We start from the raw sequence: 21,140 nt of genomic DNA, 5'->3' as shown, positions 1-21,140 counted from the left end.
TCCTGGCTTCCCTGCCCGGGGACTTGGCGGGCCCGGGGGACGCGGTGGGCTCGGGGGACCCGTCGGGGCCGGGGCTGTCTGTCGGTGCTGGCACGGGACGAGCCTAACGACTGGGGACGGCGGGGCAGCCCCCGCCGTCGCAGGCGGGCGGCTCGAAGGTCCAGCCGACGGCCGGGTCGTAGCGCCAGCCGTCGTTCCGGTCGTACGTGCCGCCGCCCCACCGCCCGGACGACTGCGCCTCGCGCCACTTGGCGGCGGCGAGGGTCGCGCCCCTGGCCAGCCGGGCACCCGCCGGAGTGCTCAGCCGATGGGCCAGGGGCCGGTACTCGCGCAGCGCCCACAGGGTGACGATCCAGGCGGAGGCTCCCTGGTAGACCTGCCCGGAGTCCCCGAGGACGGTGATCTCGTCCAGGGTGGCGCCGTGGTCGAGTCCCGGGCAGAGCCGGGCGGCCTCCCCGGAGCCGGCCGGCACGAACCGCAGCGGTACGAGCTGGTGCTGTCCGGCGAGCCACTTCTTCAGGGCCGCGCACAGGGAGCAGTGCGCGTCGTAGAGGACGGTGAGCCCGAGGACCGGGACGCGCTCGGCGTCCCGGTCCCGGCTGGCCGGTGTGCCGGTCACCGGTCTCACACCCCGCTCGCGGGCGCGGCCCAGTCCGTCGGCCGTACCGGCGGGGTCTGCTCCCGCTCCATGACGCCCCGCCGCCGGATCTTGTTGAGCGCGTAGACGTTGCCCAGGTGCATGACGCCGAGCACCAGCAGGACGACGCCCAGCTTGGTCGACAGGGCCTCGAAGATCTCGCGGGCGTTGGAGATCTCGTCGTTCTGGTGCAGATAGAGCGCGACGAAGCCCAGGTTGACGAGGTAGAAGCCCACCACCAGCAGGTGGTTGACGGCGTCGGCGAGCTTCTCGTTGCCGTGCAGGACGTCCGACAGGAAGATCCGTCCGTTGTGGCTCAGCGTGCGCGCCACCCAGACCGTCAGCGCGATGCTGACCAGCAGATAGATGACGTACGCGACGACCGTGAGGTCCATGTCCCCACCCCTTCTTGAACGCGTTCAAAACGCTGTCAGGGATGAATGTAGACCTGCTTTTGAACATGTTCAAGTCTGATCCGAGGAGGGTCGTCGCGGACCCGGCCGCCGCCGAACTCGGCATGCCCGAAGCCCCGTTGCCCGTGGGGGCTCGTACTGTCGTGCGGCAGGGGAAGGGTGACGTTCGTCCACCGTTCGCCGCCCGCCGCCGGTCAGGACAGCGCGGAGACCGGCCTGTCGGGGCCCCGCAGCAGGGCCGCCCCGAGCGGGGTGAGCGTGTGCAGGACACTCGCGCCGTACCGGAGGCTGCTGATGAGGCCCGCGTCCCGCAGGGCCGAGATGTGCTGGCTCACCGTGGGGGCCGACACCCCGGCCAGGCGGGCCAGTTCGCCCGTGTTCGCGCCCAGCGCGGTTCCTCGCAGCACCTGGGCCCGGGTCCGGCCCAGCAGCACGCCGAGCGGGCGGTCGACGGCGGCCGGCCGGACCTCCCGGAGCACGGGATAGACCAGCACGGGCGGCAGCGTCGAGTCGGCCAGCGAGACCGGAGGGCCCCAGCAGAAGTACGACGGCACGAGGGTCAGCCCCCGCCCGTCGAGCACGAGGTCGCGTTCCTCCGGCGGGTAGCGCACATGGAGCACCGGTGGATCCCAGCGCATCTGCGGGCCCAGCCCGTCGAGCAGCCCGTCCGCTCCGCCGGCCAGCAGGGCCCGTCCCCTGACCGACCGGTCCGCCTCCACCCGGGCCAGCGTCCGCTCCCGGTAGGGCGCCAGGGCGACCTCGTGGTACCGCCGCAGGGCGTTCGCCAGGTCCTGACGCATCTCGCGCTCCACGAGCCGCGGTGCCCACGACGGCGCCCCGACCGCCACGAAGCGCCTCACCTCCCGGCGCACCCGGTCGGTGGGGGTGTCCACCAGTGCCGCGAGTCCGGCCCCGAGTCCCTGGCCGCCCCGTGTCGGGGTCAGGAAGTCGGGGAAGTACGCCGCCCTCGGGAGGACCGGCAGCAGAAGGTGCCGCAGGACTCCCTCAAGCCCCTGGTCGGCCAGCCGCAGACGGGTCGCCCGGTACCACTCCGCGTGCGCGCTGCGCCCCTGCCGCGTCTGTAACCGGTGCAGGCTCAGGGCGATCTCCCAGAGCGGATCCGGCTCGGACGCCAGCCGGGTACGTGCCAAGTCGGCCTCGGTGAAATGGATGTGCAGCATGACGGCCTCCCGTACGGCCGCGCTGTGACAACGGCCGTCCCCCGTACGGCCGCACTGCGACAACGGCCGCCCCTGTACGGCCGCGCTGTGACGGCGGCCGCCCCCGTGCGGCCGCGCTGTGACAACGGCCGTCCGTCCGGCCTGTTCTGGCCCGGCGAGTCATCATGTCCGCCGCCGGACACGGCTGACAACACCTGCAACAGGCGGTATTCGGCCATGTACGGATATACCTGTGCATCACCTGTGCGCCTTCAGCGTTCCGCATTCGGCGTCTACCTGCGCTTTTCGGCCCTGGCCGCAACGCGTGGGAAATCGGTGGAGGTGCTGCCACTGTGGTGGGGCCACCTCGGGTCGACATGAAAGGATTGTCATGTTAGTACCGATAAAGGCTGGATGGGTCCGGTCACGCAAGGCGCTCGCGGCGACCGCGGCCCTGGCCGCGGCTCTCGCCGTCGGCGGAGTCGTCACGGCGTCTCCCGCATCGGCCGGCACGAACTGTTCCGGCGGCTACCACTGTGTGTTCTGGTCCAGCTTCAACAGCGCGAGGCACTCGTACTACGACAGCGACAGCAACTTCACGAACGACACCTTCAACAACACGACCTACGGCACCGCCGGCTCCGGCACGACCGTCAACGACAACGCGTGGTCCGCCAGTAACTCCAGCAGCGGCGGCTACTACTCCCGGTACTACCTGAACATCAACTCCGGCGGCGGGATGCTCTTCTGCGTCAAGCCCGGCAGCGAGGTCGAGGAACTGACCGCCGCGCTGTCGGCCAGCTCCCTCTCGCTGACCACCTCCAACCCGGGCGGCTGCTACTGACCCGTGCCGCGTCACGGATCCGGCGGTCCGCCGCCGGATCCACCGCGCCGGGAGGAGGAAGACCTTGGAGACCCGTAGGATCACCGCACTCGTCACGGCCGCGACCGCCGTGGTGGTCGCCGCCTGTGCCGCCTGGGTGTACGCGGGCCGGTCCGGTCCGTCGGCCGCCGCCCCGCGGCCGACGGCGGACGCCGGACGCCTGAGCGCCCGGCTGCCGTTCCACCCACTGCTCCACGCGCCCAGCGAACGGCAGTGGCGGATCGCGGAGGCGGAACGGCGGCTGGCCGTCAGCTGCATGACGGCCCACGGCCACCGGTACACACCGGCCGCGATTCCCCGGCCGAGCACGTCCACCGTCGACCATCCGCTGCCGTTCGGCCTGGAGTCGCTCACCACCGCGACCGCGAGCCCCGCGCCGGCCGCGACGGAACACCGGGAGAGCAAGGCGTTCCTCGCCGCGCTCTACGGCCCCGGCGACCGGCGCATCACCGCCCGCGGCAAGTCCATCAAGGTGTCCTGGCCGGCCCAGGGCTGCCAGGCGGAGGCCGAGAAGCGGCTGCTCGGATCCGAGCGCCTGCGGTGGCTCCAGGTCAGCATCCAGCTCGGCGAGGGCGAGGAGCAGGCCCGCAAGAACCTGGACAAGGACCCGGCCTTCCGCGCGGCCGACGCCCGCTGGGCGCGCTGCATGCGAGTCGCCGGAGTCGCCACGGACGACCCGGTCAACCTGCTCGACAGCCTCCCCCGCGACACCGACTTCGCCACCAACCCCGTCGCCCGGGCGGACATCCGCTGCAAGGCGGACACCGACTACCTGCGGACGGCCTACACGCGGCTGGCCGTCGTCCAGCGGGCCTGGCTGGAGGCGCACCCGGCGGCCCTCGCGTCCTGGCGCTCCCTCATGCAACGCCAGGACAAGGTCGCCACGGACGTACTGGGATGACGGCGCGGACCGTCTCCGGGCCCGGTCCTCACCGGCTCTCCCGGCCGTGACGGCACCCGCACCAACGACGACGTCGGCCTCCGAGACCGTTCCCAGGTCTCGAAGGCCGACGTCACAAGGTTCGGGACCGACCGGCAGGGCCCCGGAAGGAGCGGGCCCTGCGGCGGGTCACGGGGCGAGGGTCAGAAGCGGCGCGTGATCAGGGCGCGCTTGACTTCCTGGATCGCCTTGGTGACCTCGATACCGCGCGGGCAGGCGTCCGTGCAGTTGAACGTGGTGCGGCAGCGCCACACACCGTCCTTGTCGTTGAGGATCTCCAGCCGCTGCTCCCCGGCCTCGTCACGCGAGTCGAAGATGAAGCGGTGGGCGTTCACGATGGCGGCCGGACCGAAGTACTGGCCGTCGTTCCAGAACACCGGGCAGGACGACGTGCACGCCGCGCACAGGATGCACTTGGTCGTGTCGTCGAACCGCTCGCGGTCCTCGGCCGACTGAAGGCGCTCGCGCGTCGGCTCGTTGGTGTCCTTCGTGATGAGGAAGGGCATCACGTCGCGGTACGCCTGGAAGAACGGGTCCATGTCGACCACGAGGTCCTTGAGCACCGTCAGGCCCTTGATGGCCTCGACCGTGATCGGCTTCGCGGGGTTGAGGTCCTTGATCAGCGTCTTGCAGGCCAGACGGTTCTTGCCGTTGATCCGCATGGCGTCCGACCCGCAGATGCCGTGGGCGCAGGAGCGGCGGAAGGTGAGCGTGCCGTCCTGGTCCCACTTGATCTTGTGCAGCGCGTCGAGGACACGCTCCTTGGGGTCGATCTGGAGCTGGAAGTCTTCCCAGACCGACTCCGCCGAGACCTCCGGGTTGAACCGGCGGATGCGGAACGTGGCGGTGATGTAGGGGGAGTCGGCGAAACCGGGCTCGGGTGCGCCGGCCGCGTCCGCCTTGTCCAGAGTGGGAGTAGCCATCAGTACTTACGCTCCATCGGCTGGTAGCGGGTCTGGACGACCGGCTTGTAGTCGAGACGGATGGACTCGGTGCCGTCGTCGCCGACCTCGCGGTACGCCATGGTGTGGCGCATGAAGTTGACGTCGTCGCGGTTCGGGTAGTCCTCGCGGTAGTGACCGCCGCGGGACTCCTTGCGGGCGAGCGCGGAGACGGCCATGACCTCGGCCAGGTCGAGCAGGTTGCCCAGCTCGATGGCCTCCAGCAGGTCGGTGTTGAAGCGCCTGCCCTTGTCCTGGACCGAGACGTTCTTGTAGCGCTCGCGGAGCTCCGCGATCTTCTCCACGGCCGTCTTGATCGTCTGCTCGGTGCGGAACACCATCACGTTGGCGTCCATGCACTCCTGGAGCTCCAGGCGGATCGCGGCGACCCGCTCGGTGCCCGTGGAGCCGCGCAGGCCCTCGACCTGGGCGACGACCTGCTCGGCCGGGTTCTCGGGCAGCTCCACGAAGCCGGCCTTCGCCGAGTACTCCGCGGCCGCGATGCCGGCCCGGCGTCCGAAGACGTTGATGTCGAGCAGCGAGTTCGTGCCCAGACGGTTGGCGCCGTGCACGGACACACAGGCGACCTCGCCGGCGGCGTACAGGCCCGGGACGACGGTGGTGTTGTCCGAGAGGACCTCACCCTCGACGTTCGTCGGGATGCCGCCCATGGCGTAGTGCGCGGTGGGCTGGATCGGGATCGGGTCCGTGTAGGGCTCGATGCCGAGGTAGGTCCGCGCGAACTCCGTGATGTCCGGGAGCTTGGCGTCGAGCTGCTCCGGCGGGAGGTGCGTGAGGTCGAGGTAGACGTGGTCGCCCTCGGGACCGCAGCCGCGGCCCTCGCGGATCTCCGTGTAGATGGAGCGGGACACGACGTCACGGGACGCGAGGTCCTTCATGACCGGCGCGTACTTCTCCATGAAGCGCTCGCCGTCCTTGTTGCGGAGGATGCCGCCCTCACCGCGGGCGCCCTCCGTCAGCAGGATGCCCATGCGCCAGATGCCGGTCGGGTGGAACTGGAAGAACTCCATGTCCTCCAGTGGCAGCCCGCGCCGGTAGACGGCCGCCTGGCCGTCACCCGTGAGGGTGTGCGCGTTGGAGGTCACCTTGAAGAACTTGCCGGTGCCGCCGGACGCGTAGATCACGGACTTCGCCTGGAAGACGTGGATCTCGCCGGTCGCGAGCTCGTAGGCGACGACGCCCGCCGAGTGCTTGACGCCGTCGACCTCGACGATGAGCTGGTCGAGGACGTAGAACTCGTTGAAGAACTCCACGCCCTCCTTGACGCAGTTCTGGTACAGCGTCTGGAGGATCATGTGACCGGTGCGGTCCGCGGCGTAGCAGGACCGGCGCACCGGGGCCTCGCCGTGGTTGCGGGAGTGACCGCCGAAGCGGCGCTGGTCGATCGTCCCGTCGGGCGTCCGGTTGAACGGCAGGCCCATCTTCTCCAGGTCGAGGACCGAGTCGATGGCCTCCTTCGCCAGGATCTCGGCGGCGTCCTGGTCGACCAGGTAGTCACCGCCCTTGATCGTGTCGAAGGTGTGCCACTCCCAGTTGTCCTCTTCCACGTTGGCGAGCGCGGCGGCCATACCGCCCTGCGCGGCGCCCGTGTGGGAGCGGGTGGGGTAGAGCTTCGTCAGCACGGCGGTGCGGCTGCGCTTCGTCGCCTCGATGGCAGCGCGCATGCCGGCGCCGCCGGCGCCGACGATGACGGTGTCGTACTTGTGGATCTTCATGAGTGGTTGCCTCAGCCCCGTGCCTAGCGGATGTTCGGGTCGAAGGTGAAGATCACCAGCGTGCCCAGCAGGATCGTGAACACCGTGGCGGTGTAGAGCAGGCCCTTCAGCCACAGGCGGGTGCCCGCGCGTTCCGCGTAGTCGTTGATGACGGTACGCAGACCGTTGGAGCCGTGCAGCATGGCCAGCCACAGCATCGCGAGGTCCCAGGCCTGCCACCACGGGCTCGCCCAGCGGCCGGCCACGAAGGCGAAGCCGATCTTGGAGACGCCGCCGTCGAGGACGAGCTGGATCAGCAGGTGGCCGAGGACCAGGACGACCAGGACGATGCCGGACAGGCGCATGAAGAGCCAGCCGTACATCTCGAAGTTGCCGCGGGTCGACTTCGGGGTCTTCTTGGTGCGCTTGCGCGGGGCCTCGATGAACGGGGCCGGGTTGTCGACGCTGTAGGCCGAGAAATCTCCGGCACCTTCTACGGGGCCGATACCGGAAGCGGCGGTGTCAGTAGTGGACATCTGCGTCAGCTCCCGAATACTTCGCGGAATGCGTGACCGAGGACGGGGTAAAGAGCCCCGAACATCAGCACGACCCAGATACCGACGACGGACCAGAGCAACTGCTTCTGGTAGCGCGGGCCCTTGGACCAGAAGTCGACGGCGATGACACGCAGGCCGTTGAGCGCGTGGAAGAGAATGGCGGCCACGAGGCCGTATTCCAGCAGCGCGACGATCGGCGTCTTGTACGTGGCTACGACCTTGTCGTAGTCCTCGGGGGAGACACGGACGAGAGCGGTGTCCAGCACGTGTACGAACAGGAAGAAGAAGATGAGGACGCCGGTGACTCGATGAGCCACCCAGGACCACATTCCTTCCCGGCCGCGGTACAGCGTTCCAGCCGGCACGGAAGAACCCTCCGGGAGCGGGGATTGGGGCCGCGCCGGCTTCTCTGTCGGTCGGGCCCGGCCGGGTACGGTCCACCGGCCCTGGCCATCGTAGCGACGTGTTGTCGGAACGCTTACAGCGGCCCTATCAATGTGATCAAACTGGCAATCAATCAGGCACGTTCGGGCTATTCCGGACGCCGGATGTCGGCGTGTCGCGGCTCGTGGGCGAACTGGCGGACGAGACGGGTCAGCCGGCCGCGGGCGAGTCGGCGCAGCTCGTCCGCGGTGACGACCCGTTCCTCCTCGGGGTCGTTCGCCAGGCGCGACCGGATGCCGACGAGCACCTGGTCGAGGGCCTCACCCGGACTGAATGCGTCCAGACAGATGACGAACACATGCCCGAATCTGCTCTCGTACGCGGCGTGCGCGGCGCTGAGGGCCGTGTGCGCGGCGGAGTACGCGCCGTCCGGGAGCGGCGTCAGCGATTCGCCGGCCAGGGCTTCGGCCAGGTCGGCGGGGGTCAGGTCGTACGCCGCCTCGTCGGCCGCGGCCAGCAGGGCGCCGAGGTCCGGGTAGGGGCGGTGGTCGGCCAGGCGGTGGACCCAGCGCGGGCTGCGGCAGCAGCCCAGCAGGGCGCGGGTGACCTCTCCGGCGGGCGCGGAGTTGAACCCGTCGAGGCGGACCGGGGACGGTACCGCGCTCTTCTGTTCGGGCAGGGCGACCTGGCCGGGGAGGCGTGGGAGACGGTGAGACGTCAGCGTGGGTCCTCGGCGTGGGGGTGGGACGCGCGACGTCCGGCTGAGCGTGACGTGCGTGCGATACGTGTGTTTCGGCAGGGGGAGAAGTGAAAGCTGTGCCGCTCACGCTATCGAGGTGTGTCGTGACCTGTCCGACGGATGCCCGGATTTCACCCGCACGGGAGAGTTTCGGAGCGTGTGGTGGACGGTTGGGGTGACGGTCGGGGCAGAGTTCGCCCCGGGGCGGGGAGCAGGTCCGGCGTGAGGTCCCGAGAAGGCGGACGACGCGCGGGGGGAGTACACCTGAACGGAGTACCGGCCGGGCGACGGCACGATGAGATGGGCGCTCGGACGCGAGCGCGGTGAAGCGCGCGCTCGGACGCGGGCGTGGTGACGGACGGGCGCACGTGAGCGGGCCTGGCAAGTGAGCGCTGTGGGCGGGCGCGGTGAGACGAGGGTGGCGGAGTGAGCGGTGGCAGGCGGCGCGCGCCGCGGCGGCGGACGGAACAGCACGGGCGGGCCAAACTCGTCGCGGCCGGTCTGGCGGTCGCCGGCGTGGTGGCGGTGGCCGTGGCGGTCTGGCCCGACGGAACAGGGGGGCCGGCCGGGGCCAAGGTGCCGTCCGCCGACAGGTCGCAGGCCGTGTCCGCGGCCTCTCCCTCCCCGACCCGGAGCTACCCGCTCTCCACGGCGCCGCGCACCATCCCCGCCGTACGCGAGCACATCGCGGCCCACGGCCCCGGCTGGCGCCCGGCACCCGGAGGCCGGGTGGTCGTGGACACCGACGGCCTCGCCGACGAGGGCAGGCTGCTCGCCGGCGAACTGAAGCTGACGTACGCGGGACGGACGGGCGCGAAGGCGGGCGATGTCGAACTCGGCCTCGACAAGGGGAACGCGGGCCCGGAGTCGTACACCCTCACCGTCGCGAACGGGCGGGTCGCCATCACCGGGCCCGCCGAGGCCGGGGTCTTCTACGGCACGCGCACCCTCAAGCAGGAGGTGCACGGAGGCGGTACGGCGCCGGAGGGCGTCGTGCACGACCGGCCCGCGAAGCCGGTCCGCGGGTTCATGCTGGACATCGCGCGCAAGTACTTCACCGCTGCCTGGATCGAGGACCGGGTGCGCGAGCTCGGTGACCTGAAGTACAACCAGCTCGGCCTGCACTTCTCCGACGACCAGGGCTTCCGCATCGCGTCCGACACGCACCCCGAGATCGTCTCGCAGCAGCATCTGACCAAGGACGAGGTGCGCCGGATCGTCGCCCTCGCGGCGAGCCGGCACATCACCGTCGTGCCCGAGATCGACTCACCGGGACACCTCGGCGCGGTCATCGCGGCCCACACCGACCTCCAGCTGCGCAATGTGTCGGGCGTCCCCGTCCGTGGCGCCGTGGACATCTCCAAGCCCGCCGCGGCGAAGATCGTCGACGATCTGCTCACCGAGTACGCCGACCTGTTCCCCGGCACCGACTGGCACCTCGGCGGCGACGAGTACCAGGCCCTGACGGTGGCGAACCCCGCCGCGTCCTTCCCGCAGCTGGCCGCGGCGGCGCGGAGCAGATACGGGCCGGGCGCGGGCGTCGCCGACCTGACCACCGGCTGGCTGAACGACCGCGCCAAGCTGATCCACGGTCACGGCCGCACGGCACGGGCCTGGAACGACGGGTTCTTCCGCAGCAGCACCGTCCGGGCCGACGGCGCCCTCCAGGTGGCGTACTGGACGGGCAAGGAGATCGGCGCCCGGCAGCCGGTGGAGTACCTGAGCGCGGGCCGCAAGGTCATCAACTACAACGACGAGTACCTGTACTACGTCCTCGGCGAGCCGCAGACCTTCGTCTATCCGACCGGGCGGCGCATCTACGAGCAGTGGACACCCCTCGTGCTGCGCGGTACGACGCCGGTGCCCGCGCGGTACGACTCCCAGATCCTCGGCGGGTCCTTCGCCGTCTGGTGCGACCTCGCGAACTCCCAGACGCAGGACCAGGTCGCGGCGGGCATCCGCATGCCGCTGCGAGCCCTGACCCAGAAACTGTGGGACCCGCGCCCACCGTCCCTGTCCTGGCCCCGGTTCACGGCACTGGCGGACCAACTGAACTGAGCCGCCGTCACCGCAGGCCGGGGCTGGACGCGGAGGCGCCCAGAACCTTAAGTTCCTCTTACTTGTTCGCGTACCGGGCGTAACCCCTGGGGAGGGGTGCGCCCGGTTTCTTGTGCCGTCACCCTGGCGTGACGGCAGTTCTGGGGGGTCCCATGACCGTGCCACCACCGCCGCAGCCCACGGCGCCGCTGCCGCCGCACCCCTCGCCGCACGCTGCCATGTCGCTGCGCTCGCCCGTCCTCCTCGGGAGGCTCGCGGCCGCGCTGCTCGGCCTGGTGATCGCCGCGGACCTCTTCGCGGTCTGGGCGGACTACACGCTGTACGACGTGTCGAGCGATATAGGGAGCGCTCTCGCGGGCGGCGAGTCCCTCGACGCCCTCGCGCGACGGGCCGATCGGGCCGACTCGCTCGACGCCGCCGCCGGATGTGTGCAGGTGGCGTCCCTGGTGGCGGCCGCCGTCGGTTACCTGGTCTGGCTGTTCCGGGTCCGTGTCAACGCCGAGGTCTTCAACCCGTCCGGGCACACCCACTCCCGGTCCTGGGTGGTCTGGGGCTGGTTCGCACCGTTCGTGAACGTGGTCCGCCCGCGCCGGATCGTGGCCGAGATATGGGACGCGAGCCGTCCCGAGGGCAGCCGCGTCCGGCACGGGCTCGTCAACACCTGGTGGACGTTCTGGATCGTCGGGCTGCTGGCCGACCGCCTCGCCCTCTCCGCCTCCAGCAAGGCCGAGACCGCCGAGGCGATCCAGGACGCCGCCTTCCAGGCGCTGCTCACCGACGCCCTCGACGTCGTGGCCGCGCTGCTGGCCATCGCCGTCGTCCTCAGGCTGACCGGGATGCAGGACCGGAAGGCGCGCGGGGGGCCGGGCGTGGTCCTGGGCTGACGGGTCCTGGGCCGGTGACCGACCCGGCGCCCGGATTCCTGCCGGTCCGTCGGCGCACGTTTGGCCGAAAACCTAGTCATTCGCCTTCCGGACCGGCAGGGTGGGCTCGCACTGTGACACTCCTGGTCCGTTGCACGCAGTAAGGGGAAGTGCGGGCTCCGTAAGGCAAGGGCGCCCTGTCGAGGCATTTCGAGGGAGTCGTGATGAGTCTGGTGGAACTGATCGCTCAGGCCGACGAGCGAGGTCTGGCGGCGAGCGGTCTGGCTTGTTTGGATCGGTGTGTGCCCCTGCTGGGCGGGGACGACGACGTCCTGCGTCCGCTGTGGGCGAGCCTGTCGGAGGCGGACGCCTGGGCCCAGTGGGGAACACGCCTGGAAGAGGCGCGCGCCAAGATGGACGCGGAGGACCCCGAGCCCGCCGTGACCGACGAGGACCACGCCGCCCTGCTGGCCCGCGGCATGCTCGACGCCGTTCCCGAGAAGCCCTCCGAGGAGGAGCTGCGTGCCTGGTCGGACGCGTGCTCGGTGGCGGCGCTCCAGGTGCACCGGTTCCTCGACCACGCCGACGACGCGGAGGCGTGCGTGACGGCACGCCGTGAGGGGCGCACCGAGGGCATGTCCCCGCTCGTCGCCGCCGAACTGCGCCGTCAGGTCAATGTCCTCGAACTGCTCAACGAGCACGGCAAGGGCGGGCTGCGGCTCGCGCTGGACGCGTCGACGGAGGGGCGACGCGTCCTGCGAGCGGTGGTCTCCCGCAGGGCGCGCGGCCGGGTGTAGCCACAGGACGAGCGGGCGGGAGTGCGCCGGAGGCGGTACGGCTCCGGCGCACCCCGAACCCGGATCCGCCGCACCCCAAACCCCGTGCCCGAGGGGTTCCTGTGATGGTCCTGAGGGGGAGATGGCGGTCCTGGGCCGGTGTCGCGAACCCCCGCCCGGACGCGTGACGAATCCGGCCGCCGTCGCGCTCTACCGGATGTGAACGCAACTCAAGCAACTCGGCCCTCGGCTGCCACGAAGCCCGTTCGCTGGGCGGCCGACACGGTCGCGACCATGCGCGAGGGCGCCCGGCTGCGCCTCGACTACTCGGCCCGGAGCCTGTGGCGGGTCGACCGGGTGATCGACGAGATCCGCAGGGACGGCGCCCCGTACGCCGCCGTCGCGAGCGTGCTGCGCGGATTCGGAGCGTACGCGGGTGAGGTGATCGCCCGTCATACCGGCGCCGAGTGGTGGGAGAGCGGCGGCGAGCACTGGCTCCGAACCCCCGACGGACGCATGTGGGACCCGATCGAGGAGGCCCGCCGTTGCTACGCGGGCGACGGCTCCCTGCGGCTGCTGTGCCGCGAGACCTCCCGCTGAGAGGTCCGCGCGGACACGACCCGGCCCCGCCGGCCGGTCCGGACACGGTGGCTGACGCACTGTGACACTTCCGTGGGGCCCGACGCTGATGACCATGGGGGTGTCGACGCGGACGGCCGCGCCGGCAGGGCACATTCGGGCGAACTCGGTGCGAACGAGGACAGTGTTGGGCCAGCGAGGGGAACCCCGCCGCGTGCAGCCGTACGACGCGGAACTGGGCGCGGCGGTGGCGCGGGCGCAGGAGGGGGACGAGGTCGCCTTCGCGGCCGCGTACCGGATCGTGCAGCCAGGACTGCTGGGCTATCTGCGCGGGATCGTCGGTGACGACGCCGAGGACGTGGCGTCCGACGCCTGGCTGGAGATCGCCCGGGACCTCGGCCGCTTCCGTGGGGACGGCGCCGGGTTCCGCGGCTGGACCGCGACCATCGCCCGGCACCGGGCGCTCGACCATCTGCGGCGGCAGCGGGTGCGGCCCCGCGGAACCACCCTCGAACAGGACGCGCTGGACCTGCCCGGCAGGCACAGCACCCAGGACGAGGCGCTGGAGAGCCTGTCCACCGAGTACGCCCTGGAACTGGTCGCGGGGCTGCCGCGCGACCAGGCCGAGGCCGTGCTCCTGCGGGTGGTCGTCGGCCTCGACGGACCGGCCGCGGCCCGTGTGCTCGGCAAGCGCCCCGGCGCGGTGCGCACCTCCGCCCACCGGGGCCTGAAGCGGCTCGCACGCCAGCTCGGCGTCGCGGGTGTGACGGAAGAGGAGTCCCGGACGCTGGGGGAATCGGGATGAGAAGTGCATCCGGAACGGCCGGCACCGCGCCGCCTTCCGGAACCGCGTCGTCGTACGGCGGAAGGAAGTCGACCGGTGTACGGATGGTGCACGGCGGACGGCCGGGGCGCGCAGGACGGTTGCGGCACGGCGGTGGGCCGCCGGCCGCGGCCCGCGCGCCGGGCCCGGGAGTGCCGTCGGGCGGACGGCGGCCGGTACGTGGGCCGTTGCCGCTGTACGGCGTGGAGCGCGGAGCGGAGTCCTGGCACGGCGAGGGGTTGCAGGGCGGAGCGGCAGGCGGAGATGGAACCGGACGTGGAACCGCACAGGGAACCGGTCGTGCAGCCGGGCAGGGGTGAACGGCGCGCCGGCGACGGCGTGGCCCCCGGCCCGCGCGTCGCGCCCGTGAACGGCCCCGGCGCCGGGCGGGCCTCGCTGGAGAGACTCCTCGCCACGGCGATGCGCGGCCGTGGGGCGGAGGACCGGGCGGCCGAGACGCGGGCCGTGGCCGCCTTCCGGACCGCGCGGGACAGCGGCGCGCACCTGGCCGGCACCCGGCGCCGGGACGACTGGCGTCCCGGGGAGCAAGGACCGCCGAGCCGTTCGCTGAGGGCCGCGTTCGCCGTACTGCTGGCCGGTCTGACCCTGGGCGGCGTCGCCTTCGCGGCGATCGGGCCCATCGCGCACGACGCCGCCGGGCACCGGGGCGGAGCCGTGCCCCGGCCGTCCGGGAGCGTCGCGGACCGGCTCCCCGGATCCGTCCCGCGGGCCGGCTCCGGGCTTCCCGGCGCCTCCGCCCCGGGCACCTCGGCCCCCGGCGGTCCCGTGGACCGTCCCTCGCGGGCCCAGGACACCGAGGCCCACTGCCGTGCGTACGCGTCGGTGCGGGGCCGGGGCGACGCCCTGGACTCGCGGGCCTGGCAGCGGCTCGTCGAGGCCGCGGGCGGAGCGGACAAGGTCGAGGCGTTCTGCGCCGCGCGACTGGCCGCGGGTACGGGGACGAAGGCTTCGAAGGGCGCCGGGAGCGCGGCCGACGCGGGCAAGCGGGGGAAGTCCGACGCGACACCGAAGCCGGGCAGGTCCAAGAACGGGCGGTAGAGGGGCGACGGCGGGAGTGTTCGCCGGAGTCGGAGGGTGCCCCGGCCCGGGACCGCGGACGGGATCGTTCCGCCGACATCGCGTGGGCGGGCTCCGCCGACGTCGCGGGAGACGTTTCCGCCGGAGTCACGGCGGGTGCCCTCGCCGGAGACCGCGGCGGGGTGTCGACTGCCGATGGCAACGGCCGGGGCCGCCACCCCCCACAGGAGAGGCCCCGACCGTCGCGCGGCACGGGCCGCGCGGCGACCCGTATTCTCTACAGCGCCGCGACTGCGTTTTGTGTCACACCTCGCACGGTCACCGTGTAGTTGCAGGTTGTACGAACATGGACGGGGACCTGTTTCAGGCCGTAACGTGCCTTTCGCGCCGGTGCGGAGAACGGACGACCGCGACCACGAGGGACCTGGACCACCACTGTGTGGACCTTGGTTCCGCGACCACGTGGGGCCAGGACCGGAGCCGTGTGGGGCCATGGACCAGAACCACGCGGACCCCGGACCACAACGGTCCGTTCAGACAACGACGGCGAGAACCCGGTCCGCGCGAGCGGCGCCGGTTGAGGCACAGAGGGGCGCGGGGGTGCTGGGGGACGACGCGGAGCTGACCGCCGCGGTGCTTGCCGCACAGGACGGGGACGAGACCGCGTTCCGGACTGTGTACCGGGCGGTGCACCCACGCCTGCTCGGATACGTCCGGACGCTGGTCGGTGAGCCGGACGCCGAGGACGTCACGTCCGAGGCCTGGCTCCAGATCGCCCGTGACCTGGAACGCTTCAGCGGGGACGCCGACCGCTTCCGCGGCTGGGCGGCCCGGATCGCGCGCAACCGCGCGCTGGACCACATACGGATGCGCGGACGCCGTCCCGCGATAGGCGGCGACGAGACCGAGCTGACCGGCAAGGCCGCCGAGTCCGACACCGCGACCGAGGCGATGGAGGCGCTGTCCACCGGCAGCACCCTCTCCCTCATCGCCCAGCTCCCGCAGGACCAGGCGGAGGCCGTCGTGCTGCGTGTCGTGGTCGGCCTCGACGCCAAGTCGGCCGCCGAGACCCTCGGCAAGCGCCCGGGAGCCGTCAGGACGGCCGCCCACCGGGGTCTGAAACGGCTCGCGGAGCTGCTCGGCACCGATCCGGAATCCGTCGGCGCGCTCGACGCCGTTCCCCCGCAACGAGGTTCGCGCACCAGCGCGGTGACGTCCGCCGGTGTGACGCATACGCGTTCGCGGGCGCAGAAGGACATGTGATGGCCGACGAGCAGTACAGGTGGCTGGACCGGGACGCCGCGGAGCGTCTGCTGAACGGGGAGCCGCTGGAAACCGTCGACCCCGCCGCGCGTGACCAGGCCCACCGCCTCATCGAAACCCTGGGCGCACTGGCCGCCGAACCCGAGCCGACCAGCGACGAACTCCCGGGCGAGGCAGCCGCGTTGGCAGCGTTCCGCAAGGCGCGTGCGGACGGGGACGGCGTCGTCGCGCAGCCCGCTCACCGCGGTCGCGGCCGTTCCGGCGCGCATGCCGCGGACGCCCCGCTGGTGCGGATCGGACGCCCCGCCGCGCCCGCGCACGGACGCCGGACGCGCTGGGGACGGCCCACCCGGTTCGGGCTGGCCGCGGTGCTGGCCGTCGGGATGGTCGGCGGGGTCGCCGTCGCGGCCGGAACCGGAGTGCTGCCGACCCCGTTCACCCGTGAACACCCGGGCCCCGCCGCCTCGGCCACGGCCGTACGCACGCCGGAGCTCCCGCTCGTCTCGGCCTCGCCCCTGCCCTCGCCCGGGACCTCGGGCGGCAACGGCAGCGTGGCGCCCCCGCCTGACAGCCCGTCGGGCGAACCGTCCGCCGACGCCTCCGCTTCCACGGGCGCGGGCCTCGCGAGCGGACTGCCGAGTCCCGACCCCACCGGGAACGCCGACCGCTCCCGCGCCTGGTGGGCCCGGACGCGTTCGTACTGCCGCGACATCCTCGACGGCAAGGAACTCGAAGCGGACCGCCGACGCCTCCTTGAGCACGTGGCCGGCGGCGGCGCCCGCGTGAGGCTGTACTGCTCGGCCGTCCTCGGCCGCGGACTCGGCGGCGGCGACGACGGCGCGGGCGACGGCGGCGACCAGGGCACCGGACAGGGCTCGGGGGACGGCTCGGGCCAGGGCGACCAGGGCGGCGGCGACGGCCACCACATGGCGCCCGGCGGCAACGACTCCCGGGGCGACGGCGTCACCACCTCGTCCCTGCTGCGCCCGGGACGCGCCCCGCTCCCGCCGGCCGTGCCGGCCTGGCTCCGGCCGCCGAACCCGGCGCGGACCCCGTCGGCCGACGTCCTCTCCTGAACCGCCCGGCTCCCCGGCCGACAGGCCGTCAGTTCCCCCGTGCGCGCGCCGCCGCACCGTCAGCTGCCTGACTCGCTGGCCCTGTTACCCATCTGACCTGCGCTTTTGTATTTCGTTGAAAATTTTATCGGCTGGGTGTGACGTTTTCGGCCGCCGCGACGCAGTACGTGATGAGCCGACTGGTCATCGGCCGTAGCACGGAGCCGGGGTTCCCCCCGTACCCACGGCTTCGTGCAACTGGCGCGGGCGGGACACGTTCCCCCGGTCCCGCCCGCGCCCCATACTCCCCCCGCCGTCGCGCGCCCCGTCACCAGTAGACGACGACCTTGTCGCCCGTGCGGACCTGGGCGAACAGCGCGGCCACCTTGCTCTCGTCCCGCACGTTGACGCAGCCGTGCGAGGCGCCGTAGTAGCCGCGGGCCGCGAAGTCCGAGGAATAGTGCACCGCTTGGCCGCCGCTGAAGAACATCGCGTACGGCATCGACGTGTGGTAGATCGTCGACACGTGGTGGCGCGACTTGAAGGAGACGCTGAAGACACCCTCGCGGGTCGGCGTGTACTGGGCGCCGAACCGCACGTCCATCTCCGAGACCGTCCTGCCGTCGATCATCCAGCGCAGTGTGCGGCTCGTCTTGCTGACGCACAGCACGCGGCCCGTCAGGCAGCGCGGGTCGGGTTTCGCGGCCGGCTGTCCGCCGTAGGGGTACAGCTCCCAGGCCGCCGGCTCGTGGGTCATCCGCCGCAGCCGCTGCCAGGTGACGGTGTCCAGATCGCCGGTGCGCGGCAGCCCCCGCTTGCCCTGGAACCCCTTCACGGCCGCGACCGTCCGCGCGTCGTACGTCCCCGTCGGCGGGGTGATCAGCCAGGCGACCTGGTGCAGCCGGGCCTGTGCCCTGCGGATGTCGTCGCCCCGGTCGCCCGGGGACCACAGGACCGCGGCGGGCTCCGCGGCGGGCCCGCCGCCGCCCTTCCCCGAGCCGGACGCTCCGCCCTTGCCCTCCGGGGAGGCTCCGGACGCTCCGCCGCCCTTCCCGTCCGCGCCGGAGCCGTGCCCCGCCGAAGCGGCGGTCCGCGCCCGCGGCTCCTTCCCCTGCGCGTTCCCGGCGTTCACCGTGCAGCCGCTCACCACGGCGAACACCGCGAGCCCGGCCAGCGATCTCTTCAAGCCAGTCGTACGCATCCGGACCCCTGTTCCACCCGTCCTGTCGTGCACATCGGGCCGCCCTCCCGCCGTCGTGTCACCTGAGATGCTCCCCGCGGGTGACCGGTTGCGAACGGGGCGTCATGGTGGAAGAGAACCACGGAAACATCGGACCGTTTCACGGGAGGCACAGCAATGGCGCGCGAATCCGAGTCCGGACTGCCCATCGAGCCGGTCTACGGCCCCGAGGCCCTGGAGGGCTGGGACCCGGCCGAGAAGCTCGGCGCGCCGGGCGCCTACCCCTTCACCCGCGGGGTGTACCCGTCGATGTACACGGGCCGTCCCTGGACCATGCGGCAGTACGCCGGGTTCGGTACGGCCGTGGAGTCCAACGCCCGCTACCAGCAGCTCATCGCCAACGGAACGACGGGCCTGTCGGTCGCCTTCGACCTGCCCACCCAGATGGGCCACGACTCGGACGCCCCTCTCGCGCACGGCGAGGTCGGCAAGGTCGGGGTCGCGATCGACTCGGTCGACGACATGCGTGTCCTGTTCGGCGGGATCCCGCTGGACAAGGTCTCCACCTCGATGACGATCAACGCGCCCGCCGCGCTGCTGCTGCTGATGTACCAGCTCGTCGGCGAGGAACAGGGCGTGTCCGCCGACGAGTTGACCGGTACCGTCCAGAACGACGTCCTCAAGGAGTACATCGCCCGCGGGACGTACATCTTCCCGCCCAAGCCGTCCCTGCGGCTGATCGCGGACATCTTCAAGTACTGCCGGGCCGAGATCCCGAAGTGGAACACCATCTCGATCTCGGGCTACCACATGGCCGAGGCGGGAGCGACTCCCGCGCAGGAGATCGCGTTCACGCTCGCCGACGGCATCGAGTACGTCCGGACCGCCGTCGCCGCCGGCATGGACGTCGACGACTTCGCGCCCCGTCTCTCCTTCTTCTTCGTCGCCCGTACGACGATCCTGGAGGAGGTCGCCAAGTTCCGCGCCGCCAGGCGTATCTGGGCCCGGGTCATGCGCGACGAGTTCGGTGCGAGGAACCCCAAGTCGCTGATGCTGCGCTTCCACACCCAGACGGCGGGCGTCCAGCTCACCGCCCAGCAGCCCGAGGTGAACCTGGTCCGCGTCGCCGTCCAGGGCCTGGGCGCGGTCCTCGGCGGGACCCAGTCGCTGCACACCAACTCCTTCGACGAGGCCATCGCGCTGCCCACCGACAAGTCCGCGCGACTGGCCCTGCGCACCCAGCAGGTCCTCGCCTACGAGACGGACGTGACGGCGACGGTCGACCCCTTCGCGGGCTCGTACGTCGTCGAGAGGATGACCGACGACGTCGAGGCGGCCGCCGTCGCCCTCATGACGAGGGTCGAGGACCTCGGCGGCGCCGTCGAAGCGATCGAGCACGGCTTCCAGAAGGGCGAGATCGAGCGCTCCGCCTACCGGGTCGCCCAGGAGACCGACTCCGGCGAGCGGGTCGTGGTCGGCGTCAACCGCTTCCAGCTCGACACCGAGGAACCGTACGATCCCCTCCGCGTCGACCCGGCCATCGAGGCCCAGCAGGCCGAACGCCTCGCCCGTCTCCGCGCGGAGAGGGAGCAGAAGGCCGTCGACACCGCCCTCGCCGCCCTGAGGAAGGCCGCCGAGGGCACGGACAACGTCCTCTACCCGATGAAGGAGGCCCTGCGCGCCCGCGCGACGGTCGGCGAGGTCTGCAACGCCCTGCGCGAGATCTGGGGTACGTACGTGCCGACCGACGCCTTCTGACCTGGGGGATTCCCTCGTACGAGTGATCGAGGGCGGCAGCCGGGCGCCCCCGGCTACGCTCTGGGAGCGTGACCCCTGAAAAGGAGGATGCCGTGGCCGTACTGCAACACGAGCTGACGTTGGGCGAAGCCGCCGACCTGCTCTCCCGTGCACTGCCTGGCCACCGCGTGGAGATTCTCCAGGGGAGGCTGACTGTGACACCACCGCCGGACGGCTCGCATGCGCTGTCGCTGACCAAGCTGGGCAGGGCTTTCGACCGAGCAGGAATCGTGGAGGCGGGACTCGAGTACGTCCAGGGCGTCGGCCTCTTGCTGCCCACGCTGCCCGCCGACTTCGCGATCCCCGACTTCTCGATCGTCGACGAGGACTTCCGTGACGCCCTCGTCCAGAAGAACTGCTACGCCCCGAACGTCTTCCGTCTCGTGGTCGAGGTGACCTCGTCGAACTGGTCCGACGACCTCGGCCCCAAGGTCGAGTGCTACGCCGAGGCCGGTGTCCCCGTCTACATCGTCGCCGACCGCAAGCACGACGAGGTCCTGTTGTACCGGGATCCGGTCAACGGTAAATATCCGGCCCCCGAGCGCTACGAGCGGGGCCGGAGCGTTCCGGTCCCGGCGTCCGTCGGCGTCGCTCTCGACCTGGCGGTGGACACCCTCCTCGACGGTGACTGAGCCGTGATGGGACGCTCGGACGCGATGTCGTAGCCGCGTGCGACACTCGCTCTCATGCTTGGTGTCATCGACCTCCCCACCTATCTCGCGGGCCTCGTCCTGATCGTCCTGCTGCCGGGGCCGAACTCGCTGTACGTGCTGTCCGTCGCCGCCCGCCGGGGCGTCCGTACGGGCTATACCGCCGCCGCCGGTGTGTGGTGCGGTGACACCGTGCTGATGACGCTGTCGGCCGCCGGTGTGGCCTCGCTGCTCCAGGCGAACGCCGTGCTGTTCAGCATCGTGAAGTACGCCGGTGCGGGCTATCTGACCTGGCTGGCGGTCGGGATGCTGCGCGCCGCGCGGGCGATGTGGCGGACCCGGCGGGATCCGGTCGCCGAGAGCGCGGAGACCGAGGCGGTGACGGGGGAGCGGCCGTTCAGGCGGGCACTGGTGATCAGCCTGTTCAACCCGAAGGCGATCCTGTTCTTCGTGGCCTTCTTCGTTCAGTTCGTCGACCCCGGCTATGCCTATCCGGCGCTCTCGTTCGTCGTCCTCGGCGCCTTCGCCCAGCTCGCGAGCGTCCTCTATCTGACCGCGCTGATCTTCAGCGGCACCCGTCTCGCGGAGGCCTTCCGCCGGCGCAAGCGCCTCTCCGCGGGTGCCACCACCGCCGCGGGCGCCCTCTTCCTCGGCTTCGCGGTCAAGCTCACCCTCGCCAGCGCGTAGGG

The 21,140-nt window shown here is 71.6% G+C and carries 22 protein-coding genes; 13 read left to right on the top strand and 9 right to left on the bottom strand.

The features are described from left to right. Window positions 1-103: 103 nt before the first annotated feature. From ACZ4AA_RS06620 to ACZ4AA_RS06610, 3 genes are all read right to left on the bottom strand, one after another. Window positions 104-619, bottom strand: coding sequence for a thiol-disulfide oxidoreductase DCC family protein (locus ACZ4AA_RS06620; protein ID WP_467596459.1), 516 nt, complete (start codon window positions 617-619; stop codon window positions 104-106). A gap of 5 nt (window positions 620-624) precedes the next feature. Further along, a complete protein-coding gene (locus tag ACZ4AA_RS06615) occupies window positions 625-1,032 on the bottom strand; it encodes a hypothetical protein (RefSeq protein ID WP_467596456.1) in 408 nt (135 codons plus the stop codon). A gap of 212 nt (window positions 1,033-1,244) precedes the next feature. After that, on the bottom strand, window positions 1,245-2,231 hold the full coding sequence (locus ACZ4AA_RS06610; protein ID WP_467596453.1) for an ArsR/SmtB family transcription factor: 987 nt from the start codon (window positions 2,229-2,231) through the stop codon (window positions 1,245-1,247). Window positions 2,232-2,601: 370 nt separating this feature from the next. Here ACZ4AA_RS06610 and ACZ4AA_RS06605 point away from each other — a divergent pair, with 370 nt between their 5' ends. Beyond that, window positions 2,602-3,054 carry a hypothetical protein gene (locus tag ACZ4AA_RS06605; protein ID WP_467596450.1) on the top strand — a complete coding sequence of 151 codons (453 nt, stop codon included), beginning with the start codon at window positions 2,602-2,604 and terminating at the stop codon, window positions 3,052-3,054. A 64-nt stretch (window positions 3,055-3,118) separates the two neighbouring features. Continuing rightward, entirely contained in the window at window positions 3,119-3,994 is an 876-nt protein-coding gene (locus ACZ4AA_RS06600; RefSeq protein ID WP_467596447.1) for a hypothetical protein, read from the top strand. Window positions 3,995-4,176: 182 nt separating this feature from the next. On the opposite strand, the gene ACZ4AA_RS06595 is transcribed toward ACZ4AA_RS06600, so the two are convergent. The 5 genes from ACZ4AA_RS06595 to ACZ4AA_RS06575 all read right to left on the bottom strand — a co-directional run bounded on the left by ACZ4AA_RS06595 (window position 4,177) and on the right by ACZ4AA_RS06575 (window position 8,351). Next, window positions 4,177-4,956 carry a succinate dehydrogenase iron-sulfur subunit gene (locus ACZ4AA_RS06595; protein ID WP_467596445.1) on the bottom strand — a complete coding sequence of 260 codons (780 nt, stop codon included), beginning with the start codon at window positions 4,954-4,956 and terminating at the stop codon, window positions 4,177-4,179. Beyond that, entirely contained in the window at window positions 4,956-6,710 is a 1,755-nt protein-coding gene (gene sdhA, locus ACZ4AA_RS06590) for a succinate dehydrogenase flavoprotein subunit (protein WP_467596442.1), read from the bottom strand. Before sdhA ends, ACZ4AA_RS06595 begins: the two co-directional genes overlap by 1 nt. Window positions 6,711-6,733: 23 nt before the next feature. Continuing rightward, window positions 6,734-7,225, bottom strand: a complete 492-nt coding sequence (locus ACZ4AA_RS06585; RefSeq protein WP_261705971.1) for a succinate dehydrogenase hydrophobic membrane anchor subunit — start codon at window positions 7,223-7,225, stop codon at window positions 6,734-6,736. Window positions 7,226-7,230: 5 nt separating this feature from the next. Next, a complete protein-coding gene (sdhC, locus tag ACZ4AA_RS06580; protein ID WP_467596438.1) occupies window positions 7,231-7,611 on the bottom strand; it encodes a succinate dehydrogenase, cytochrome b556 subunit in 381 nt (126 codons plus the stop codon). 167 nt (window positions 7,612-7,778) lie between these two features. Continuing rightward, window positions 7,779-8,351, bottom strand: a complete 573-nt coding sequence (locus tag ACZ4AA_RS06575) for a 2-oxo-4-hydroxy-4-carboxy-5-ureidoimidazoline decarboxylase (RefSeq protein ID WP_467597090.1) — start codon at window positions 8,349-8,351, stop codon at window positions 7,779-7,781. Window positions 8,352-8,795: 444 nt separating this feature from the next. Between ACZ4AA_RS06575 and ACZ4AA_RS06570 the strand changes: the two genes are divergently transcribed. From ACZ4AA_RS06570 to ACZ4AA_RS06535, 8 genes are all read left to right on the top strand, one after another. Next, the gene (locus tag ACZ4AA_RS06570; RefSeq protein WP_467596435.1) at window positions 8,796-10,427 is read left to right on the top strand and encodes a beta-N-acetylhexosaminidase; all 1,632 of its coding nucleotides are present in this window, start codon (window positions 8,796-8,798) and stop codon (window positions 10,425-10,427) included. Between the two features lie 152 nt (window positions 10,428-10,579). Then, window positions 10,580-11,311 (top strand): DUF4328 domain-containing protein, encoded by a 732-nt coding sequence (locus ACZ4AA_RS06565; RefSeq protein WP_467596430.1) that lies wholly within the window; start codon window positions 10,580-10,582, stop codon window positions 11,309-11,311. Window positions 11,312-11,514: 203 nt separating this feature from the next. Then, on the top strand, window positions 11,515-12,087 hold the full coding sequence (locus tag ACZ4AA_RS06560; protein WP_467596428.1) for a hypothetical protein: 573 nt from the start codon (window positions 11,515-11,517) through the stop codon (window positions 12,085-12,087). A 198-nt stretch (window positions 12,088-12,285) separates the two neighbouring features. Continuing rightward, window positions 12,286-12,666 carry a hypothetical protein gene (locus ACZ4AA_RS06555; protein WP_467596426.1) on the top strand — a complete coding sequence of 127 codons (381 nt, stop codon included), beginning with the start codon at window positions 12,286-12,288 and terminating at the stop codon, window positions 12,664-12,666. A gap of 166 nt (window positions 12,667-12,832) precedes the next feature. Further along, window positions 12,833-13,450, top strand: coding sequence for an RNA polymerase sigma factor (locus ACZ4AA_RS06550; RefSeq protein WP_467596424.1), 618 nt, complete (start codon window positions 12,833-12,835; stop codon window positions 13,448-13,450). Between the two features lie 294 nt (window positions 13,451-13,744). Continuing rightward, window positions 13,745-14,527 carry a hypothetical protein gene (locus ACZ4AA_RS06545; protein WP_467596421.1) on the top strand — a complete coding sequence of 261 codons (783 nt, stop codon included), beginning with the start codon at window positions 13,745-13,747 and terminating at the stop codon, window positions 14,525-14,527. A gap of 579 nt (window positions 14,528-15,106) precedes the next feature. Beyond that, window positions 15,107-15,769 carry an RNA polymerase sigma factor gene (locus tag ACZ4AA_RS06540; RefSeq protein WP_467596418.1) on the top strand — a complete coding sequence of 221 codons (663 nt, stop codon included), beginning with the start codon at window positions 15,107-15,109 and terminating at the stop codon, window positions 15,767-15,769. Further along, complete coding sequence (locus ACZ4AA_RS06535; RefSeq protein ID WP_467596415.1) at window positions 15,769-16,845, top strand: hypothetical protein; 1,077 nt, start codon at window positions 15,769-15,771, stop codon at window positions 16,843-16,845. The genes ACZ4AA_RS06540 and ACZ4AA_RS06535 overlap by 1 nt, the downstream gene beginning before the upstream one ends. 307 nt (window positions 16,846-17,152) lie before the next feature. Here ACZ4AA_RS06535 and ACZ4AA_RS06530 read toward each other — a convergent pair whose 3' ends face one another. After that, window positions 17,153-18,025, bottom strand: coding sequence for a L,D-transpeptidase family protein (locus ACZ4AA_RS06530; RefSeq protein ID WP_467596412.1), 873 nt, complete (start codon window positions 18,023-18,025; stop codon window positions 17,153-17,155). A gap of 156 nt (window positions 18,026-18,181) precedes the next feature. Here ACZ4AA_RS06530 and ACZ4AA_RS06525 point away from each other — a divergent pair, with 156 nt between their 5' ends. The 3 genes from ACZ4AA_RS06525 (at window position 18,182) to leuE (ending at window position 21,138) form a co-directional block, all read left to right on the top strand. Continuing rightward, the gene (locus tag ACZ4AA_RS06525; RefSeq protein WP_467596408.1) at window positions 18,182-19,762 is read left to right on the top strand and encodes an acyl-CoA mutase large subunit family protein; all 1,581 of its coding nucleotides are present in this window, start codon (window positions 18,182-18,184) and stop codon (window positions 19,760-19,762) included. A gap of 92 nt (window positions 19,763-19,854) precedes the next feature. Continuing rightward, entirely contained in the window at window positions 19,855-20,433 is a 579-nt protein-coding gene (locus ACZ4AA_RS06520; RefSeq protein WP_467596403.1) for a Uma2 family endonuclease, read from the top strand. Between the two features lie 54 nt (window positions 20,434-20,487). After that, window positions 20,488-21,138: a leucine efflux protein LeuE gene (gene leuE / locus ACZ4AA_RS06515; RefSeq protein ID WP_467596397.1), complete on the top strand. Its 651-nt coding sequence runs from the start codon at window positions 20,488-20,490 to the stop codon at window positions 21,136-21,138. The last annotated feature ends 2 nt before the right edge of the window (window positions 21,139-21,140 follow it).

The organism is Streptomyces sp. NPDC024698 (assembly GCF_055559015.1).
The sequence above is the reverse complement of the archived record's forward strand: the minus strand, read 5'-3'. Positions and strand labels throughout refer to the sequence as shown.

Coding starts and splice junctions, on each gene's coding strand:
- ACZ4AA_RS06535 (WP_467596415.1), top strand. CDS start 15,769: ATGGCCGACGAGCAGTACAGGTGGCTGGACCGGGACGCCGCGGAGCGT.
- sdhA (WP_467596442.1), bottom strand. CDS start 6,710: ATGAAGATCCACAAGTACGACACCGTCATCGTCGGCGCCGGCGGCGCC.
- ACZ4AA_RS06610 (WP_467596453.1), bottom strand. CDS start 2,231: ATGCTGCACATCCATTTCACCGAGGCCGACTTGGCACGTACCCGGCTG.
- ACZ4AA_RS06595 (WP_467596445.1), bottom strand. CDS start 4,956: ATGGCTACTCCCACTCTGGACAAGGCGGACGCGGCCGGCGCACCCGAG.
- ACZ4AA_RS06605 (WP_467596450.1), top strand. CDS start 2,602: ATGTTAGTACCGATAAAGGCTGGATGGGTCCGGTCACGCAAGGCGCTC.
- ACZ4AA_RS06615 (WP_467596456.1), bottom strand. CDS start 1,032: ATGGACCTCACGGTCGTCGCGTACGTCATCTATCTGCTGGTCAGCATC.
- leuE (WP_467596397.1), top strand. CDS start 20,488: ATGCTTGGTGTCATCGACCTCCCCACCTATCTCGCGGGCCTCGTCCTG.
- ACZ4AA_RS06585 (WP_261705971.1), bottom strand. CDS start 7,225: ATGTCCACTACTGACACCGCCGCTTCCGGTATCGGCCCCGTAGAAGGT.
- ACZ4AA_RS06530 (WP_467596412.1), bottom strand. CDS start 18,025: ATGCGTACGACTGGCTTGAAGAGATCGCTGGCCGGGCTCGCGGTGTTC.
- ACZ4AA_RS06565 (WP_467596430.1), top strand. CDS start 10,580: ATGACCGTGCCACCACCGCCGCAGCCCACGGCGCCGCTGCCGCCGCAC.
- ACZ4AA_RS06560 (WP_467596428.1), top strand. CDS start 11,515: ATGAGTCTGGTGGAACTGATCGCTCAGGCCGACGAGCGAGGTCTGGCG.
- ACZ4AA_RS06525 (WP_467596408.1), top strand. CDS start 18,182: ATGGCGCGCGAATCCGAGTCCGGACTGCCCATCGAGCCGGTCTACGGC.